18 protein-coding genes are annotated in these 19,495 nt (G+C 70.7%); 8 read left to right on the top strand and 10 right to left on the bottom strand.

The features are described 5' to 3' along the window. Window positions 1-5 precede the first annotated feature (5 nt). From NE234_RS39655 to amaB, 3 genes are read left to right on the top strand one after another with little or no spacing between them, the layout of a single operon-like run. On the top strand, window positions 6-1,154 hold the full coding sequence (locus tag NE234_RS39655) for a Glu/Leu/Phe/Val family dehydrogenase (RefSeq protein WP_252786216.1): 1,149 nt from the start codon (window positions 6-8) through the stop codon (window positions 1,152-1,154). A gap of 14 nt (window positions 1,155-1,168) precedes the next feature. Beyond that, a complete protein-coding gene (locus NE234_RS39650; protein WP_252786215.1) occupies window positions 1,169-2,323 on the top strand; it encodes an NAD(P)/FAD-dependent oxidoreductase in 1,155 nt (384 codons plus the stop codon). A 29-nt stretch (window positions 2,324-2,352) separates the two neighbouring features. Then, entirely contained in the window at window positions 2,353-3,891 is a 1,539-nt protein-coding gene (gene amaB / locus NE234_RS39645) for an L-piperidine-6-carboxylate dehydrogenase (RefSeq protein ID WP_252786214.1), read from the top strand. 401 nt (window positions 3,892-4,292) lie between these two features. Here amaB and NE234_RS39640 read toward each other — a convergent pair whose 3' ends face one another. From NE234_RS39640 to NE234_RS39590, 10 genes are all read right to left on the bottom strand, one after another. After that, on the bottom strand, window positions 4,293-5,114 hold the full coding sequence (locus NE234_RS39640) for a pentapeptide repeat-containing protein (RefSeq protein ID WP_252786213.1): 822 nt from the start codon (window positions 5,112-5,114) through the stop codon (window positions 4,293-4,295). Between the two features lie 344 nt (window positions 5,115-5,458). Then, window positions 5,459-5,755 (bottom strand): NUDIX domain-containing protein, encoded by a 297-nt coding sequence (locus tag NE234_RS39630; RefSeq protein WP_252786212.1) that lies wholly within the window; start codon window positions 5,753-5,755, stop codon window positions 5,459-5,461. 173 nt (window positions 5,756-5,928) lie between these two features. Then, window positions 5,929-7,047 carry a LacI family DNA-binding transcriptional regulator gene (locus NE234_RS39625; protein WP_252786211.1) on the bottom strand — a complete coding sequence of 373 codons (1,119 nt, stop codon included), beginning with the start codon at window positions 7,045-7,047 and terminating at the stop codon, window positions 5,929-5,931. A gap of 36 nt (window positions 7,048-7,083) precedes the next feature. Beyond that, the gene (locus NE234_RS39620; protein ID WP_252786210.1) at window positions 7,084-8,064 is read right to left on the bottom strand and encodes an ornithine cyclodeaminase family protein; all 981 of its coding nucleotides are present in this window, start codon (window positions 8,062-8,064) and stop codon (window positions 7,084-7,086) included. Window position 8,065: 1 nt separating this feature from the next. Beyond that, entirely contained in the window at window positions 8,066-8,827 is a 762-nt protein-coding gene (locus tag NE234_RS39615; RefSeq protein WP_252786209.1) for an amino acid ABC transporter ATP-binding protein, read from the bottom strand. A 7-nt stretch (window positions 8,828-8,834) separates the two neighbouring features. Next, window positions 8,835-9,776, bottom strand: a complete 942-nt coding sequence (locus NE234_RS39610; protein WP_252786208.1) for an amino acid ABC transporter permease — start codon at window positions 9,774-9,776, stop codon at window positions 8,835-8,837. A 36-nt stretch (window positions 9,777-9,812) separates the two neighbouring features. Next, window positions 9,813-10,715 carry a transporter substrate-binding domain-containing protein gene (locus NE234_RS39605; protein WP_252786206.1) on the bottom strand — a complete coding sequence of 301 codons (903 nt, stop codon included), beginning with the start codon at window positions 10,713-10,715 and terminating at the stop codon, window positions 9,813-9,815. Beyond that, window positions 10,715-11,560, bottom strand: a complete 846-nt coding sequence (locus tag NE234_RS39600) for a PfkB family carbohydrate kinase (protein WP_252786204.1) — start codon at window positions 11,558-11,560, stop codon at window positions 10,715-10,717. The genes NE234_RS39605 and NE234_RS39600 overlap by 1 nt, the downstream gene beginning before the upstream one ends. Continuing rightward, entirely contained in the window at window positions 11,560-12,516 is a 957-nt protein-coding gene (locus tag NE234_RS39595) for an SIS domain-containing protein (protein ID WP_252786203.1), read from the bottom strand. Before NE234_RS39595 ends, NE234_RS39600 begins: the two co-directional genes overlap by 1 nt. A 531-nt stretch (window positions 12,517-13,047) precedes the next feature. After that, complete coding sequence (locus NE234_RS39590) at window positions 13,048-13,551, bottom strand: Lrp/AsnC family transcriptional regulator (protein WP_252786201.1); 504 nt, start codon at window positions 13,549-13,551, stop codon at window positions 13,048-13,050. Window positions 13,552-13,660: 109 nt separating this feature from the next. On the opposite strand from NE234_RS39590, the gene pdhA reads away from it, so the two are divergent. From pdhA to NE234_RS39565, 5 genes are all read left to right on the top strand, one after another. Beyond that, window positions 13,661-14,773, top strand: coding sequence for a pyruvate dehydrogenase (acetyl-transferring) E1 component subunit alpha (gene pdhA / locus NE234_RS39585; protein ID WP_252786200.1), 1,113 nt, complete (start codon window positions 13,661-13,663; stop codon window positions 14,771-14,773). 17 nt (window positions 14,774-14,790) lie between these two features. Then, window positions 14,791-15,792, top strand: coding sequence for an alpha-ketoacid dehydrogenase subunit beta (locus NE234_RS39580; RefSeq protein ID WP_252786234.1), 1,002 nt, complete (start codon window positions 14,791-14,793; stop codon window positions 15,790-15,792). After that, on the top strand, window positions 15,789-17,258 hold the full coding sequence (locus tag NE234_RS39575) for a dihydrolipoamide acetyltransferase family protein (protein ID WP_252786198.1): 1,470 nt from the start codon (window positions 15,789-15,791) through the stop codon (window positions 17,256-17,258). The genes NE234_RS39580 and NE234_RS39575 overlap by 4 nt, the downstream gene beginning before the upstream one ends. A gap of 260 nt (window positions 17,259-17,518) precedes the next feature. Beyond that, on the top strand, window positions 17,519-18,004 hold the full coding sequence (locus NE234_RS39570) for a hypothetical protein (RefSeq protein WP_252786196.1): 486 nt from the start codon (window positions 17,519-17,521) through the stop codon (window positions 18,002-18,004). Window positions 18,005-18,611: 607 nt separating this feature from the next. Then, a complete protein-coding gene (locus NE234_RS39565) occupies window positions 18,612-19,412 on the top strand; it encodes a WD40 repeat domain-containing protein (protein WP_252786195.1) in 801 nt (266 codons plus the stop codon). Window positions 19,413-19,495: the final 83 nt, after the last annotated feature.

Raw genomic sequence — 19,495 nt, 5'->3', positions numbered from 1 at the left:
CTGTCGTGAGCGATGACGTCTTCGCACTCATGGACGAGTGGGGACCCGAGAAGGTCGTCTGCGTGTCCGACCGCAGAACCGGGATGCGGGGGGTCCTCGTGCTGGACAACACCGCCCGCGGGATGGGCAAGGGCGGCACCCGGATGAGCACCGGCGTGACCGTCGGGCAGATCGCGCGGCTCGCGCGCACGATGACCTGGAAGTGGGCCGCCGTCGACCTGTTCCACGGCGGCGCCAAGGCCGGCATCGTCGCCGACCCGGCGGCGCCGAACAAGGAGGAGATCCTGCGGGCGTTCGCCCGCGCGCTGGCGAACGAGGTGCCGAAGGAGTACGTGTTCGGCCTCGACATGGGCCTGACCGAGAACGACGCCGCCGTCCTCCTCGACGAGCTCGGCGACCGCGGGGCGGCCGTCGGCCTGCCCGGCGCGCTCGGCGGCTTCCCGTACGACCAGCTCGGCGTCACCGGGTACGGCGTCGCCGAGGCGGCCGACGCGGCCGCCGCCGAGCTCGGCCTCGAGCTGCGCGGTGCCCGCGTCGCCATTCAGGGACTCGGCGCGGTGGGCCGGGCCGCCGTCCGCAGGCTGGCCGAGCTCGGCGCCGTCGTGGTGGCCGCGTCCACGGTGACGGGCTGCGCGCACGACCCCGACGGCCTCGACGTGGACCGGCTCCTGGCGCTCAGCGCGGAGCTCGGCGACGACTGCGTCCGCGAGTACGGATCGCCGGCGCCGCCCGAGCGCGCCCTGACGGTGGAGACCGACATCCTCGTGCCCGCCGCCCGCGAGGACGTCATCGACGTCGACGTCGCCGGATCGACCACCGCCAGGCTGGTCGTCGAGGGCGCGAACCTCCCGGCGACCCCCGACGCCCGCGCGATCCTGCACAAGCGGGGTGTCGCGGTGGTGCCCGACTTCATCGCCAACGCCGGCGGCATCGTCGCCGCCGCCCACTCGATGGACGCCCGGTACTCGCCGTTCCAGGTGGAGCCCGGTGACGTCTTCTCCATGATCTCCACCAAGCTGCGCGCCAACGCGGTGGCCGTGCTGCGCGAGTCCCGCCGCGCGGAGATCACCCCCCACGAGGCGGCGTACGCGCTGGCCCAGAGCCGCGTCCGCGAGGCCATGGTCCTGCGCCGCCGCGTGCCCGAGCACGTCTGAAAGGAGCCTGTTCGATGAGTCGTGAGCTGCCCGCCCGCGCGTCCGCGGTCGTCATCGGTGGCGGTTGCATGGGCGTCGCCGCAGCGTACGAGCTGGCCGCGGCGGGCGTGACCGACGTGGTCCTGATCGACAAGGGGCCGCTGGGCTCCGGCTCGACCTCCAAGGCCGCCGGGGGAGTGCGCGCGCAGTTCTCCGACCGCGTCAACATCGAGCTCGCCATCCGCAGCCTGCAGACGTTCGAGACCTTCACCGAGCGGTTCGGGCAGGAGATCGACCTGCACAAGCCCGGGTACCTCTTCTTGCTCGACACGCCCGAGGCCGTCGCGGAGTTCGAGCGGAACGTCGCGGTCCAGAACGATTTCGGCGTCCCCAGCCGGATCATCACGCCGCGCGAGGCCGCGGAGCTGTCCCCGCTGATCGACACCGATGGGCTGCTCGCCGCGGCGTACTCGCCCACCGACGGCCACTGTACGCCCGAGTCCGTGGTCCTCGGCTACGCCGGCGCGGCCCGCCGGCACGGCGCGACGCTGCTCCCGAACTGCGCGGCGACCGGCATCGAGACGGCCGGCGGCCGCATCGTCGCGGTGCAGACCGAGGGCGGCCGCATCGAGACCGACACCGTGATCTGCGCGGCCGGCGCCTGGTCGCGGGAGGTCGGCGAATGGGTCGGCGTCGACCTGCCGGTGACCCCGCTGCGCCGGCAGATCCTGGTCACCGAGCCGATCCCCGACCTGCCGCCGACGGCGTTCACCATCGACTTCGCCACCTCCTTCTACTTCCATCGAGAAGGGCGCGGCCTGCTGATCGGAATGTCCGACCCCGAGGAGACGCCCGGTTTCAAGCTGGACCGCTCCGACGCCTGGCTGCCCCGCCTGGGGGAGGCCATGGCCCACCGCGCGCCCGCCCTGCTGGACGTCGGCTTCGGCACCGGATGGGCGGGCCTGTACGAGGTGACGCCCGACCACAACGCGCTGATCGGGACCGCGGAGGGCGTCGACCGGTTCATCTACGCCACCGGCTTCTCCGGCCACGGCTTCCTGATGAGCCCGGCCGTCGGGGAGGTCGTCCGCGACCTGTACCTCGGCCGTACGCCGTTCGCCGACGTCAGCGGCCTCGACGCCCGGCGTTTCGCCCTGGCCGGGGCACGCCCCGAGCTGAATATCGTCTGAGACAACCGACTACCCGAGGGAGAACCCTGATGGTGACCACGCTGCCCGGCACCGACGAGCTGGCCGCGCTGGCGCGAGAGACCGCGAAGCGCTGCGGTGTGGACGTGGACGCGCTCGGCACCGGAGTCGCGACCACCTCGCCGATCAACGGCGAGCGCCTGGCCGCCGTCCGGTGGGTCGACGCCGACGCCGGCGCCGTCGACGACGCCGTCGCCCGGGCCCGGGAGGCGTTCCTCGCATGGCGCCGGGTCCCCGCGCCCGTCCGGGGCGCGCTGGTCAAGCGGTTCGGCCGGCTGCTCACCGAGCACAAGGAGGACCTCGCCACACTGATCACCCTGGAGGTCGGGAAGATCACCTCCGAGGCGCTCGGCGAGGTCCAGGAGATGATCGACATCTGCGACTACGCGCTCGGCCTGTCCCGCCAGCTGTACGGGCGCACGATCAGCTCCGAGCGGCCGGGCCACCGGCTCATGGAGACCTGGCACCCACTGGGCGTCGTCGGAGTGATCAGCGCGTTCAACTTCCCGGCGGCGGTCTGGTCCTGGAACACCGCGATCGCCCTCGTCTGCGGCGACCCGGTCGTCTGGAAGCCGTCCGAACTCGCCCCGCTCACCGCCCTGGCGTGCGCGGCGATCCTGGACCGCGCCGCGGCTGAGGAGGGCGCCCCCGAGAACCTGAGCCAGGTCCTCATCGGCGGCCCCGAGGTCGGCGAGGCCCTGGTCGACCACCCGGGGATCGCCCTGGTCAGCGCCACCGGCTCGACCCGCATGGGCCGCGCGGTCGGCCCGCGCGTCGCGGAGCGCTTCGGGCGCTCCCTGCTCGAACTCGGCGGCAACAACGCCGCCATCGTGTGCCCCTCGGCCGACCTGGACCTCACCGTGCGCGGCATCGTGTTCTCCGCCGCCGGTACGGCGGGCCAGCGCTGCACGACCATGCGCCGCGTCATCGCCCATACCGACGTCGTCGGTGAGCTCGTCGGCCGCCTCGCCGACGCGTACGGCCGCCTCCCGATCGGCAACCCGCTCACGGCCGGCACCCTGGTCGGACCGCTCATCGGCGAGCGCGCGTACGAGGCGATGCGCGGCGCGCTGGACGCGGCCGTCGCCCAGGGCGGCACGGTCGTGGCCGGCGGCGGGCGCAGGTTCGAGGACCAGGCCCCGGGCGCGTACTACGCCGAGCCGGCGCTGGTCCGGATGCCGGAGCAGACCGAGATCGTCACGCGGGAGACGTTCGCCCCGATCCTGTACGTCATGCCGTACGAGAGCCTGGAGGAGGCGATCGCGCTCAACAACGCGGTGCCCCAGGGCCTGTCGTCCAGCATCTTCACCCGCGACCAGGCCGAGGCGGAGCTGTTCGTCTCACCGGAGGGCTCCGACTGCGGCATCGTCAACGTCAACATCGGTACCTCCGGCGCCGAGATCGGCGGCGCGTTCGGCGGCGAGAAGGAGACCGGCGGCGGCCGCGAGTCCGGCTCCGACGCCTGGCGCGGCTACATGCGCCGCGCCACGAACACCATCAACTACTCCGGCGAACTCCCCTTGGCCCAGGGCGTCGAATTCACCGTCTGACCGAGTGCCCGGCCCGCCCAGGCCTGGCGGGCCGGACGTCGGGCCGGTCCCGCGAGCCGTCGGACAGCGCAGCCCGGCCGGGCGCGTCGTACGAAGGGGGGTGCAAGGCCGCCCTGCGCGACGCGCGAAGTCCCTGAGCCGGGTCGGTCGGCCACTGTGACGCCGGTGTTGACGTCACAGGCCCGGCGAACCGGTCATTGATTCGTCAGCGTCGACGGCAAGGAGACCACAACGGCGGCACCGTGACCACGGCGACGGCGACGCCCCCGCGCGCAGGAGGCGGCTGCCTTAGAGCGCGGATAAGGGTCGCGCGCCATGGGTGTTCTCGTCGACTACTGCTCGATGCGTTCGAACTCGAACGCATCACGGACCTGCGGAACCTGGCCGCGAGGCCATGTGACTCAGACAGGGGATGTATCGCTGGATGTGCGTCTGAGCGCCTCGAACAGCTCCCTGCGAAGCGGCGCCGGCAGCTTGCGGCCCATGTCGTTCGGGCTCACCAGCGCCTGGTCGCCGGTCCGACCCCGCGCTGTGAGAACGAGCCACTTCAGGCTCGAGCGTGCCTCCTCCCGGTACTGCGCGTCCGGCCAGCGCTCCACCAACGGCAGCACCGCCGCCACCCGCTCGCTGATCCGGTCGACGAGCGCGTAGTCGGGCGGGCCGGGCCAACGCTGAGCCCGCAGGTCGATGTCGTGGAAGGCGATGTAGTCGAGCTCGGCGCCGGTGAAGTCGTTACCGGCGAAGTCGTTGTGGCTCCTGCCCAGCGCGGCCTGATGCTGGGCCGGACGGCCCCAGAAGTTGATGTTCTTCACCGGGCCGAGGAAGGCGCAGTCGACGAACTCGGCGCTGGAGGTGAACACCTGGTCCCTGAGACGGGAACGGTCGAACACGCAACCTTCGAACCGGACGTTGCCGAAGAAGACCTTCCTCGCGAAGCGTGTACGCCGGAACACGCAGGCCCGGAAGACCGACTGCGGCCAGCTCGATCGATCCCACGGCCCGCGTACGCAGGTGGCGCCCATCGACAATCGGTCGAAGGCGGTGCCGGAGAAGTCGCATCGCTCGAATTCACTGCCGTGGACCATGAAGTCGGTGAACTCCATGGCGGAGAAGCTCACGTCCACCATCCGTGCCCGGTCGAAGATCACGGCGGACACTCCGTCGGGCAGGTCGAAACGCCGGTCGCGGAGCTCTCCGCCGACGATCCACGCGCGATCATGCATGAGCCGAGTCTCGCAGTCCGCCCCGACAGAAGGACCGGGCGTCAGCGGGCCGGGACGACGGTGTGGCGGCCGCGAGTCCGGCTCGGACGCTGGGCGCGCCAGGAACACCATCAACTATTCCGGCGACCTGCCGTTGGCCCAGGGCGTCGAGTTCACCGTCTGACCGAATGTCCGGCCCGCCGCAACACGGCGGGCCGGACGTGGGGGCGCCCTCTCAGGTCGCGCAGTGCCCCGGCGGGGTGGAAGACGCCGCGAATCCTGGGTCGCCGATGGACCGTCCGATGGCGAGCTCGCGGTGCTCTGCCCGTCCCCCGCGAATCACTGGCGATCGCTGCGCTCTACCGTCACCATCCGCCAGGGATCAGGTATCGACTCAGGTCCCGCGGCCGGGCTCGCACAGGAAAGCCGCACAACCCGACTTTGGCGCATGGCCATCCGGGCCGGGGCGCGAGGAAATGCGTCAGGAGAAGGCGCGGAATGCCCTGGAATTCGAGGCAGATCTCCTCCTGGCACTCGCGTATCGCCGTGTCGAAGGGCGTGACGTCACCATGCTCGACGTTGCCGCCGGGGAACTGCCACGCTTCCACGGACCGCGCCGACCGCAGCGCGAAAGGGTTGCCGTCGACATCGGTGAAGTACAAAGCCGCATACATCGTGGCGTTCGGGAGCGTCCGGATGTACTGCTCGGGAGGGAGTCAACTCACGAAGGTTCTCCGAGCCTCGCTGGTGTCGCCGACGCCGCGTGCGGCCGTGTGCGCATCGGGGTTCAGCGTACGTCGGAAGAGAGAACGAATGAGGCGGATCGGAGCCGAGGTCAGGGGGCTGCCGCGACGCTGTCGCGTTCCAGGAAGCGGGCCGGGACGACGGTGCGGCGGCCGCGGGCGTCGGTGCCCGGGGCGCCGTTCCGGGCGATCTGGGCGAACAGCTGCTCGGCGGCGGCGCGGCCCATCTCGTACGACGGCTGCACGACGACGGAGATCCGGGGGCGGACCAGGGTGGTCCACTCCAGGTCGTCGAAGCCGAGCAGCGAGATGTCGCCGGGGATCGCGATGCCCCGCTCGGAGAGCAGTGAGAACGCGCTCTTGGTCATGTAGCTGTCGGCCGTGAACAGCGCGGTCGGCGGGTCCTCGAGCTCGAGCATCGTCTGCACCGCGTGCATGCGGCGTTTCGGCTCGTCGTGCGGGACGAGGGCGATGAGGTCGCGGTCGGGGTGGATGCCCGCCGCGGACAGGGCCCGCAGGTAGCCGCGCACCCGGTCGTGGGAGGGCCGGGACGGGCCGGCGACGCTCGCGCGTACCTTGCCGATGCGCAGCGCGGGGGGCTCCTCGGGCTGGACGGAGCAGAGGAGGGCGATGCGGCGGTGGCCGAGGCCGATGAGGTGGCCGATCGCGGCGGCGGTCGCGGCCTCGTTGTCGGCGACGACGCTGTCGATGCCGCTGTCGCTGAGCTGGCGGTCGAGGGAGACGACGGGGACCCCGGCGCGGGTGACGGCGTCGATGTGGCCGTGTTCGCGCACCGCGATCGGGGTGATGATGATGCCGTCGACCTTGTGCGACAGCAGGACCTTGGTGGCCTGCCGTTCCTGGCTCGCCCGGTCGTCGGTGTTCATCACGATGACCTGGGAGCCCTCGCGCAGCGCGACGTCGCAGATGCCGCGCATGGCGGCGGAGAAGAACGCGTCGGAGATGTCGGCGCAGACGAAGCCGATGACGTCGGACTTTCCGCTGCGCATCGTGCGGGCGATGCGGTCCGGCTCGTAGCCGAGCTCGCGGACCGCCTGGTTCACCCGCTCGATGACCTCCTGGCTGGAGTAACCGTATCCGCCGAGCACGCGGGAGGCGGTAGCCCGTGAGACGCCGGCGCGCTTCGCGACGTCGTTGATGTTGGGCCGCGACCGCTTGGGGCGTTCCCGGGATCCGGGTTCAGTCGCCACGTTGAGTTCCTTCTGTGTCGTACGGAGGCGGCGTGTTCACAGGTCGACCCGGGTGCCGATGCCGTTCGCGCGGGCGGCGGTGTACGCCCGCCACGCCAGCACGGCGTCCTGAACACCCAGGCCGTTGCTGTGGAACACTACAGTTTCCGCTTCGCCGGCGTGTTCTGGATGATCACCGCGCAGCACCTCGGCGAGCGGACGCACCGCCTCCTCCTCGAGCACCCCCGCCCGTACGGCCTCCAGCACCGGCCCGGTCGACCGTAGCGCCTGCTCGGGCAGGTCGGTGAAGGTCAGGGCGGCCTTCGCGGAGCAGGCGACGTCGATCTCGCACCGGTCGGGGGCGTACGAGCCCATCGTCAGTACGGTCGTACCCGCACTGAGCCAGGCTCCCTCGACCACCGGCGTACGGCTGAGGGTGCAGGCGGCGATCGTACGGCTGCGCTCGCACAGGTCCCGTGGTGAGGCCGCGACCTCGACCGGCAGGTCCGACAGGCGCGCGTCGAGGTGCGCCCGGCCGAGGGCGTGCAGCCGGGGGCTCCACATGAGGAAGCGGTCGACCGGCAGCAGCGCGTGCGCCAGGAGGGCGAACTCGGTGGCCTGCGCGCCGGCGCCCAGCACGCCGACGGTGTGCGGCCGGCCGGGGGACAGGGCCCGCGCCGCCGAGACCAGACCGCCCGCGGTGCGCAGCGCGGTGATCGTCGCGCCGTTCAGCACGCCGACGGTCCGGCCGGAGTCGGGATCGTGCACGGTCACGGTCGCGTGGACGGTCGGCAGGCCGTGGTCCGCGTTGCGGGGATGCTGGGTGCCGGTCTTGAAGACGACGCCGGTCTCCCCGTCGGCGGCGGCGCTGTGCACGAACGCCATGCCGTCCGGCGCGAACGTCGTGTAGTGCGTCTGCGCCGACCGTACGCGCCCGCGCTCGGCGGCCAGGAGGAAGGCGCGATCCTGGGAGTCCACCACGTCGGCGGCGCCGACGGCGGCCCGGATCTGCGCGTCCGACAGGATCAGGGTCGCCACCTCAGAGCACCCGGGCCAGGAACGAGCGGGTGCGCTCGTGCTCGGGCGCGCCGAAGATGTGCCCCGGCGGGCCGGCCTCCACGACGCATCCGCCGTCCATGAAGACCACGTGGTCGGCGACGTCGCGCGCGAAGCCCATCTCGTGGGTGACCACGACCATCGTCATCCCCTCGTCGGCCAGGTCCCGCATGACGGCGAGGACGTCACCGACGAGTTCGGGGTCGAGCGCCGAGGTGGGCTCGTCGAAGAGCATGAGCTTCGGCCGCATGGCCAGGGAGCGGGCGATCGCGACGCGCTGCTGCTGCCCGCCCGACAGCGAGTCGGGGTACGCGTCGGCCTTGTCGGCCAGGCCCACCTTGGACAGCAGCTCCATCGCCCGTTCGCGCGCGGTCGCCCGGTCAACGCCGCTCACCACGACCGGGCCCTCGATGACGTTCTCGATGACCCGGCGGTGCGGGAACAGGTGGAAGCCCTGGAAGACCATGCCCATCTGGCGGCGCTGCGCCGCGAGCTGGGACGAGGTCATCTCGCGGAGGGCGTCGCCCTTCCAGCGGAAGCCCATCGGCTGCCCGTCGAGATAGACGTGCCCGCTGTCGGGGACCTCCAGCCGGTTGACGCAGCGCAGCAGTGTGCTCTTGCCGGAACCGGACGGGCCGATGACGCACTGCACCTGACCGGCGTGGACGTCCAGCGACACGTCCCGCAGGACGTGGTTCGCGCCGAACGCCTTGTTGACCTTCTCGATTCGCAGGAGAGGGACCATGACCGGCTCACGCCTTTCCGAACGAGGGGAGGAACCGCAGCCGCTTGACGTTCTTCATCGCGCCGGACCGGTGGTGCGTCGTCTTCAGCCGCTTCTCGACCTGCTGCTGGGCCACGGTGAGCAGCGTGGTCAGCACGAGGTACCAGATGGTGGCCACGAGCAGGAGCGGGATGGTCTTGTAGTTGCGGGAGTAGATCATCTGTGCGCTGTAGAGCAGGTCCGGAGTGGCGAGGACGCTCACCAGCGAGGTGAACTTCAGCATCGAGATGAGGTCGTTGCCGATCGGCGGCACGACGATGCGCAGCGCCTGCGGCAGCACGACCCGCCGCATCACCTGGAACCGTGACATCCCGATCGACAGCGCCGCCTCGGTCTGCCCCTTCGACACCGCCTGGATGCCGGCGCGGATCATCTCCGCGGCGTACGCGCTCTCGGTGAGGGACAGGCCGAGGATGGCCGCCGTGAACGCCGAGATCACGGTGTTGGTGTCCCAGGACGCCAGCACGGGCCCGTACGGGATGCCGAGCTTGAGCTTCGGGAGCAACGTCGCCAGGTTGAACCAGAAGACCATCTGCACCAGGGGCGGCACGCCGCGGAAGAACCACAGCCACAGCCAGCTGACGGCCCGGAACAGGGGGTTGGCCGACAGCCGCATCACCGCCAGCAGGATGCCGAGGGCCAGGCCGATCACCATGGCGAGGACGGTCAGCTCCAGGGTCCTGAGCAGCCCCTTGAGGATCTCGCCGTCGAACAGGAACGTCAGGACCGTCGACCAGTCCATGTTCTTGTTGGTGACGAGGAGCTGCACGAACATCCCGATGACCAGGATGAGCAGGGCCCCTCCGACCCACCACCACGGATGCCGGAGCGGAACCTTGCGCGCCCCCTCCGCACTGCGGAACCCGCCGTCCTGCGCGGCCTGGTCGGCGGGGCTGCCCGCGATCGTCATCGTCGACTCCTTCTGGTCAGAGGGGTCCCGGGCGGCTCAGCCCTCGGGGTGGGCCTTGGTGATGAGGACGGCGGTCTTGAGGTCGCCCTGGCTGCTGACGCCCCACTTGGAGCGGATCCTGGCGTAGGTGCCGTCGGCGATGACCGACTGGAGGGCCGCCTTGAGCGCCGGCCCGAGCGGGCTGCCCTGCTTCACGCCCAGCCCGTTGTAGACGGCGTTGACGAGCAGGCTGGAGGTGTCGAGCCGGCCGCTCTGCTTGGCGCTGTACTTCAGCTTGCCGGACCCGGCGGCGACCAGCTGGACGCGGCCGGACGTGACGGCCAGCTCGGCGGAGGGCTGGTCCTTGAACTGCTCGATCTTCATCGGGTTCGAGCCGCAGATCTTGGCGTTGTTGTCGGTGAGGTACTTGTACTCCCAGGCCCCGGTCAGCACCGCGACGGACTTGCCGCACACGTCCTGCAGCCTGGCGATGTTGAGGCCCGCGCCCTTCTTCCAGCCGAAGGCCGTGCCCTCCTTCTGCAGGGGGACGAAGTCCAGGCTCTGCAGCCGGTCGGGGGTCACGCCGAGCGAGGCCACCGCCAGGTCGTACCGGCCGTTGTTCAGCCCGGGGATGATGACGTCGAAGCCGGTGGCCTGGTAGGTGAAGGTCATCCCCATCTTGGCCGCCATGGCCTTGGCCACGTCGACGCTCCAGCCCTTGATCTGGCCGTTCTCGACGTACTCCTCCGGGGCCCAGTCCCCGAAGACGGCGACCTTGGCGCTCTTGAGGTTCGCGGGCACGAGCTTGGCGACCGCGGGGTCCGCCGCCTGCGCGGCCGGCGAGGTCCCGGAGGCGGAGGACTTGGAGTCGTTGCCGCCGCAGGCGGACAGGAAGAGCGCCGCGCACGCCGTGAGCGCGGCCAGGGCCACGCTCGCGCGGCCACCACGGGTACCGGTCATCATGATTCCTTTGCTGCTGTGGCGGACAGGTGCCGTGTCAGGTCGGAGGTGATCGGTCTGGCGTGCCCGAAGGCACCGAGGGAGGTACAGACCCGTGCGGCGTGCGCGCAGGCGCGCCGCAGGGTCTTCTGCTTCCCGAAACCCGAGGTCAGGCCGGTCAGCATATGGGCGATGAACGTGTCTCCGGCCCCGAGGGTGTCGACCACGTCGACCGGCGCGGCCGGTTCCGCGAGGAGCTCGCGGCCGTCGAAGAGCTGCGCGCCCGCCGATCCCCGGGTCGCCAGGGCGACGCGGGCGCCCTGGCCGCACGCCCAGCGCAGCAGATCGCCGGTCTCGGTCTCGCTGAGATGGGAGGCCGAGAAGAAGGCGTACGTGACGTGCGGGATCAGCCGGGCGGCGTACTCGTCGCCGGTGTGCGCGTCGAAGTCGAACGACAGGGGCACGCGTTCGGCGACGGCCGGCAGCTGGTCCTCCAGCTGCGCCGAGTAGCTGGAGTGGGCCAGGTCGTGGGCCGCGATGAACTCGAAGTCCTCATCGTCGAGCCGGAACCGCGCCACGCCCCGGTCGTACGGCCCGAAGGTGCGCTCGCCGCCGACGTTGACCACCGTGGCGTAGCCGGTCGGCCCGGCCGGCCGCCGCAGGCGTGAGACGTCGACGCCCTCGGCCAGGAGGGCGGCGGCGAGCTGGTCGCCCCGCTCGTCCCGCCCGGCCGATCCGACGTAGGAGGACCGGGCGCCGGCGCGTGCCGCGTGGACGGCGACGTTCACGCAGTTGCCGCCGGGGTACATGTGCCCGGTCTCCGGATAGCAGTCGATGATGTTGTCACCGACGGCGGCGAGCCGCATCAGTACTCGACCTTCCACATGTAGCGGCGGTCGGTCAGCGGACGGCCCGAGAACGCCTCGAAGTGCTGCGCCAGCCGGGCCGTGACCGCGCTGGCCATGATGAACGCCCCGACGGTGGCCCGCAGGTCCGCCGGCACGCCCGGCAGCGACAGGGACGCGCCGTCGATGACGTGGTTGCGGTGGTTGTAGCGCTCCAGGAAGTTCAGCGTCCGCTGTCCCATCGGCCGCGTGGAGTCCTCGCCGAGGAGCAGGATCACCGGCACCTCGCCGTCGATGACCTCGAACGCGCCGTGCAGGAACTCGCCCGAGCCGGTGGCGACCGCGTGCTTGATCTGCATCTCCTGCAGGTAGCAGGCCGCGAACGTCTGGGCCGCGCCCTCCAGGGGGCCGGAGCCGAGGACGTACACGCACGGCTCGTCCACGCACGCCGCCGCGATGTCGCGCAGGTGGTCGTCCAGTTCCAGCACGGACTTCTCGAACGCCGCCGAGCAGGAGCGGAAGGCGGCCACGGCCTCGTCGTAGTCGTCGGCGACGCCCTGCGCCTTGAGCAGGGAGTACGCGATGAGGCCCTGGAGGACCTGCTTGGCCTCGACGCTGCGGTGCAGGACGATGTCCGCCGCCTCCTTGGCGACGAGGCTCTCCGGGTCCTTCGTGACGAGCAGCACCGGCGCGCCCGCCTCACGGGCGAACCGGACGGCCCGCGCCGTCTCGGCGGTGCCGCCGTTCGTGCTACTGGCGATCACGATCGAGTCCGGGCCGAGGGCGGACGGCCTGCGCAGCATGAACTCGTCGGCGTTCAGCGCCACCGCGGGGATGGGGGAGCGTTCCAGGATGAAGCGCATCGCCCCGAACATGAACAGCGACCCGCCGCAGCCCACGAGGTAGATGACCCGGGTCGTCGGCTTCAGGGCCTTCTCGACGAAGGCGGTCACCCGCGCCTCGATCTCGGGTGTCACGGCGACGTCGATATCGCCACGGAGGGTATCGGGAATCGGTGCCAGGGGGCGGACGGGCTGGCGTACCAGGCTCAATGCAAGCTCCAATGTGAGAACGATCTCAGATTGGGGGTGATGATGCTCCTGCTCTCGCGGGCCCGTCAAGACCTCGTCGCGGGCCGGTCCGCGCGGTCCACGGCACCCGCCCCCGGCGTCGCCGGGGCGGCGCCCGCCCGGGCCGGCGCCGTCGCCATTCGGCGCGAGGGCCCTCCGGTACGCGGCGGAATGCCGCTCACGGCTTTACGAAAAGGTTCACGCCGATCCGGCGAATGGGCGTTGAAGACGCCGCACGCGCCGGCCGTGCTCCGGGAGAACCCCCAGCCGGTGACCGCGGCGACCGTCCTCGCGGCGGATAAGGGTGCTCAGAACACGAATCGTGACAACCGGCCTTCACCGCCCGTTCGCCGGCCGCGCGGACAGGGCGATGAGATCGCGTCGTGATGGGGGCCGTCACCGCCTCCGAAACGACGGCCCCACGTTTTCACGATCGCGTCAGTGGAGGCGGCGGCTGCCGGCCGCCTCGTCGAAGATGAGCCAGGTGCGCGTCGACCGGATGCCGGGGAGCGCGTGGATGCGGGCGAGGACGACGTCGCGCAGTGTGACGTTGTCGGGCGTGCGCACCAGCATCACCAGGTCGACGTCGCCGCCGACGAACGCCAGATGCTCGATGTAGGGCACCTCGCGCAGCCGCGCGGTGACCTCCCGCCAGGAGTGCTGCTCGATCGTGAGCAGCACGTACGCCGCGGTGCCCAGCCCCGCCCGTACGGGATCGATCCGGGCGGTGAAGCCGGTGATGACGCCCTCGGCGACCAGCCGTTCCACCCGCGCGTAGACGTTCGAGCGCGAGACGCTCACCCGCTCGGCGAGGGTGCGCATGGACATCCGGCCGTCGTTCTCCAGTTCGCGGAGGATCGCGCGGTCCACGTCGTCGAGCGGGGGCGCCGTTCGTCCGGCGGGACCGGGGTCCCCCGTCGCCTCGAAGGACAGATGATCCATGAGCGCCCCCTACCCGAGCAGTTCGTCCGTGTTTTCGGCTGCCTACTGGTCTTTTGGCCTATTTCAACCGATATTCCTAGCACTGGCCGAGCAAGGAAGGCGGGGCCGGATGACGGATCGACAGCACGACGGCGGCCCGGAGGCGCTGCTCCCCTCGGAGCGCCCGGTCCGCTTTCTCACCGACACCGGAGCGGCGGTACGGGGCCGGCCCCGTTATCCGCTGCCGGGCCCGGAGACCCTCCGCCGGGCGTACCGCGCGATGGTCGTCGGGCGCCGGTTCGACGCCCAGGCGACGGCGCTGACCAAACAGGGACGCCTCGCCGTGTATCCGTCGAGCCACGGCCAGGAGGCCTGTCAGGTCGGGGCCGTTCTCGCGCTCCAGGACGGCGACTGGTTCTTCCCCACGTACCGCGAGTCCATGGCGCTGGTGACCCGCGGCATCGAGCCGACCGAGGTCCTCGCCCTGCTGCGCGGCGACGCCCACTGCGGCTACGACCCGCACCGCCACCACGTGGCGCCGCAGTGCACCCCGCTGGCGACGCAGACCGTCCACGCCGCCGGCCTCGCCTACGCCGAGCGGCGCAAGGGCAGCGGCCGCATCGCGCTCGCCTGCGTCGGAGACGGGGCGACCAGCGAGGGCGACTTCCACGAGGCGCTCAACTTCGCCGCCGTGTTCAAGGCGCCCGTGGTGTTCCTGGTGCAGAACAACCAGTACGCCATCTCCGTCCCGCTGGACCGGCAGACCGCCGCGCCGTCCCTGGCCCACAAGGGCGTCGGATACGGCATCCGCTCCGAGCGCGTCGACGGCAACGACCCGGTCGCGGTGCTCGCGGTGCTGTCCGCCGCCGCCGAGCACGCGCGCTCCGGCCACGGCCCGTTCCTGGTCGAGGCGCACACCTACCGCCTCGAATCGCACACCAACGCCGACGACGCGACCCGCTACCGCACCGACGCGGAGGCCGAGGAGTGGCGACGGCGCGACCCGATCGCCCGGCTGGAGGCGTACCTGCGCCGCCGCGGCCACCTCTCCGACGAGGACGTCGCGGAGGCGGCGACGGCCGCCGAGGAGTTCGCCGCCCGGCTGCGCACCGCGATGAACGCCGACCCCGAACTCGCCCCGCTCGGAATGTTCGACCACGTCTACGACGTCCCGACCCCGCAACTGGACGAACAGCGGGCGTCGCTCCGCTCCGAACTCGAGGCCGAGGAGGCGCTGACGTGACCACTCCGTCCACCACCATGGCGCAGGCCCTGAACTCCGCGCTCCGCGACGCCCTCACCGCCGACGAACGGGTCGTGATCCTCGGCGAGGACGTCGGACGGCTCGGCGGCGTCTTCCGCATCACCGACGGCCTCACCGCGGAGTTCGGCGAGGACCGCTGCTTCGACACGCCGCTCGCCGAGGCCGGGATCGTCGGGTTCGCCGTCGGCATGGCCATGGGCGGCTTCCGGCCCGTCGTCGAGCTGCAGTTCGACGCCTTCGCCTACCCCGCGTTCGAACAGATCGCCTCGCACGTGGCCAAGATGCGCAACCGCACCCGCGGCCGGGTCGCCCTCCCGATGGTGATCAGGATTCCGTACGCCGGCGGCATCGGGGGAGTCGAGCACCACTGCGACTCCAGCGAGGCCTACTACGCGCACACGCCCGGCCTGAAGGTCGTCACGCCCGCCACGGCCGATGACGCGTACTCGCTGCTCCGGGAGGCGATCGAGGACCCGGACCCGGTGATCTTCCTGGAGCCCAAGAAGCTGTACTGGTCGAAGTCACAGGTCGCCCTGCCGGCGCGCACCGAGCCCTTCGGCCGCGCCGCGATCCGCCGCCGGGGCGCCGACGCGACGCTCGTCGCCTACGGCCCGACCATGACCGTCGCGATGGAGGCCGCCGAGGCCGCCGTCGAGGAGGGCTGGGACCTGGAGGTCGTCGACCTGCGGACGATCGTCCCGTTCGACGACGAGACCGTCGCCGCGTCGGTGCGGAAGACCGGCCGGTGTGTGATCGTCAGCGAGGCCGCCGGGTTCGCCGGGGTCGGCGCGGAGATCGCGGCCCGCGTGCAGGAACGCTGCTTCCACAGCCTGCACGCACCCGTGCTCCGGGTGACCGGCTACGACATCCCGTACCCGCCGCCGATGCTCGAACAGCATCACCTCCCGAACGTCGACCGGATCCTCGACACCCTCGACCGTCTCCAGCGCGACGACCGCCCCGACCCGCGCTTCCTGCCGCTGGGCGGTGCCGCGTGATCGCCACCGGCACCGAGGTGATCTTCCGCCTGCCCGACCTCGGCGAGGGACTGACCGAGGCCGAGATCACCGAGTGGCGCGTCTCACCGGGGGACACCGTCACCGTCGACCAGAACGTCGTCGAGGTCGAGACCGCCAAGGCCGCCGTCGACGTCCCCATCCCGATCGAGGGCACGGTCGCCCGGCTGTACGGCGAGGTGGGTTCCGTCATCGCGGTCGGCGAGCCCCTCATCGCGGTGACCGTAGCGGCCGGACCGGACGACACGGCGGGGGAGAACTCACCGACCGCAGACGAACGCCGCCGTGAGGCCCGCGACGAGCGGTACCGCGAGGAGGAACGCGCCGGATCCGGCAACGTCCTTGTCGGCTACGGAACCAGCGCGGCGCGCCGCTCACGCCGCCGCCGCGCCGGGCGCACTATTTCCCTTCCGCAGCGCCGTGACCCCGCCCCGCCTCAGGTCGCCGCGGCCCCTCGGGCCGCCTCGGCCACTTCGGCCGCCCGGACGACCGTACGGCCCGAGGCGCCGCGCGTCATCTCACCCGTGGTCCGCCAACTCGCCCGGGCGCACGCCATCGACCTCGCCGCCCTCACCCCGAGCGGCCCCGGCGGCGTCGTGCTCCGCCGGGACGTCGACGCCGCCATCGCCGCGGCCACCAGGCCCGGCAGAGCCACGACCGCCACGGCCCAGGCGCCGGAGGCCGCCGTCCCGGCTCCGGCGGCGGCCCCCGGTCTGACCGTGGCCCCCGAGCCGGTGGAGTCGGCGGACGACCAGGCCCCCGTCCGGGTCCCGATCCGGGGCGTACGGCGGACGATCGCCGAGAAGCTCTCCCGTAGCAGGCGGGAGATCCCGGACGCGAGCACGTGGGTGGACGTCGACGCCACACCCCTGGTCGAGCTCAAAGAGGGACTCGCCCGTACGCTCCCCGACGCCCGCATCGGAATGCTGGCGCTGTTCGCCCGGATCTGCGTCGCCGGGCTGCGGAGGTTCCCCGAGCTCAACGCGTATGTCGACACCGAACGCGAGGAGATCGTCCAGGTTCCGCAGGTCCACCTCGGCTTCGCCGCCCAGACGGACCGGGGACTCCTCGTCCCGGTCGTCCGCGACGCGCACCGGCTGACACTCGCCGAGCTGGGCGCCCGGATCCGCGAGCGCACCGAGGCCGCCCGTGCCGGCCGGCTCGACCCCCGTGACCTCACCGGCGGAACGTTCACCCTGAACAACTACGGAGTGTTCGGCGTGGACGGCTCAAACCCCATCATCAACCACCCGGAGGCCGCCATGCTCGGCGTCGGGCGGATCGCCGACCGGCCGTGGGCGTTCGAGGGGGAGATCCGGCTGCGCAAGGTGGCGCAGCTGTCCTTCACCTTCGACCACCGCGTCTGCGACGGCGGCGTGGCCGGCGGTTTCCTGCGCTTCGTCGCCGACTGCGTAGAACGCCCAGAACTCCTGATCGCCCACCTGTAGGACCGCCACCGGCCGCGCCGCGCCGAACGCTCGGAAAACCCGCGCCACAGCATGCGAGATGCGAGGTTCGCGCTGCTTCGTCAGTTAGAACGCCGAGCGTTCGGCGCACCCTCACCGGGTCTGTGAGGGAGGCGCGGCCCGGAGCGGCGCGCCCGGGTGTACAGGTCGGCGGCAAGGCCGCCCGCCGCGACAGGGCCGGCGCTGGATTCCGTCCCTGACAGGCACAGGCCCATACGATCCTGGTCGTTCCTACGTCAGGAGTGCCAGTGAATCTCATCGATCGGTCACGGATCACCGACGCGCGCGCCTATGACTCGATGTCCGCTCGGGCCGCCGTGGACGCGCTACGCGATCCTCGGTCGGCCGAGCACGCCGCCAGGGCGGTGGCGGATCTGCGGTACGCGGTCAGCAACGATCACGCGGGGACGCTGTACGCGGCTGCAGTGCCTGCGACCACCCTGTTCCTGGAAGTGATCGCCGATCAGCCCGGCCCGGCGCGCATGGAGGCTCTCCACGCGCTGTTGGACTGGTGGGGTTGCTTCGTGGCCGATCCGGAGTGCGGAATCTACGACGATGCGGAGCGTGGCCCCGTGGATGTGTGCGAGGGCGTCGTAGAGAGGGTACGGGCGGCGGCGGACATGCTGCGAAGGGTCGCAGAGGATCCATCCGCCGGCGGCCATCACCGTCCCGTCGTTAGGGAACTCCTGCAGAACCTCGACACCGGCTGGGACCGCAGCGAGATCTGACTCCAACCTCGGCATGCGAAGCGAACCGCCCTCGACCTGTTCATGCCGGGGCGCGGCAGGCGCATCCGTGGCTGTTCGAGTGGTTGATCGCCGCGCGAGTCCTCCAGGCATTCGCGGATTATTCTGAACGTGCCGGCGTGAGAGCAGGAGGTGCGGTGTGGCTCAGCGTGGTCGCCGTGTGCACTATGTGGTTGATGGGCCACCGCCGGAAGCGTCGGAGATAATCCTCCGATGGAGTGAACTGCAAGCCCACGTCCCGGACCATCAGCTGTCCAAGAGTGCGGAATATCTGTCCGGAGTGACCGGCGTGGCGCTTGACCGTGTGCATCATCTCCGAGTCGTCCGTAATGCCTGCGCTCACCCCGCTGCCCGGGGCTGGCCTAGCGATGACGACGTATACCTCGCTTTAGGGTGCGCGTCCCAGCTGCGGGTGCGTCTTGATTCAACTGGGCTCGCCAGAGATCCGATCCAAGGCCGGATGCCAACGCCTGCTGCGGGGAACGGGTGTTCGCCGTCGGCGCTTCGGAGCGCTACGCCGTGGACCAGAGCGTGCACGCCGATCGATAAGTTCACAATCGGGATCGCTTTCAGTCCGAACGGTCGGCTCATGGTTTCCGGCGGTGCCTTGGACATTACGATATTCGACACTTCGACCTGGGCTGAAATCGCTACTTTGAGCGGACACGCGGATCCGATCAACGAACTGGCGTTCAATTCTGATGGCGAGCTACTCGTCAGTGCCGCTTGCGACAACACTGCCCGGATCTGGCAGCCCGAGCGGCGGAGACAGGTGACGACCCTCCGCGGGCATGATGACTGGGTCCGGTCTGCGGCGTTCAGCCCAGACGGCCGAATAGTCGCAACCGGTAGCAGAGACAAGACGACCAGGATCTGGAGTACTGAAGATTGGCGTGAGCTGACCACTCTTCCTATCGGCGAGGACGTTCTTTCGGTCGTGTTCCATCCGGGCGGTTCGTGGTTGGCGGTCGGTTGCAGAGACATCACGGACAACATTAGAATTTGGGATACTCGAAGGTGGGTAGAGGTGGCCGTGCTGACCCACGAGAATTCCTGGGGCGAAAAGATCTCGTTCAGTCCGGATGGCTCGTTCTTGGCTAGCGGTGGTGGCCAGGTAATGATCTGGGATGCGACAACCTGGCGAAATGTTGCGAGGCTTACCGGCGAGAGTGAATTCGCGGAATCGATCGCCTTCAGCCCGGACGGCCGTTTTCTTGCCTGTGCGTTCAGCTGTGAGTCTTCCGTGAAGGTTTGGAGTACTCGCGATTGGTCCGAGGCCGCCACACTGACCGACGAGAACTACATTTCCTCAGTCGCCTTCAGTGCCGACTCCCGACTCGCGGCCACCGGCGCCTACCGGATACAGTTCTTCGGCGTCCCGGGAGTCTAGGGCCTACGCTCCGTGAGCGCCGGAGTTGCGTCGTCATCGTCGGCAAGACCTTGGGTGATCTTTGCTTAGGTTCTTCGCCGGAT

Origin of the sequence: Actinoallomurus rhizosphaericola, assembly GCF_024055675.1 — a bacterium.
Taxonomy (GTDB): Bacteria; Actinomycetota; Actinomycetes; order Streptosporangiales; family Streptosporangiaceae; genus Actinoallomurus; species Actinoallomurus soli.
This window is presented reverse-complemented; position numbering and strand designations above follow the sequence as displayed.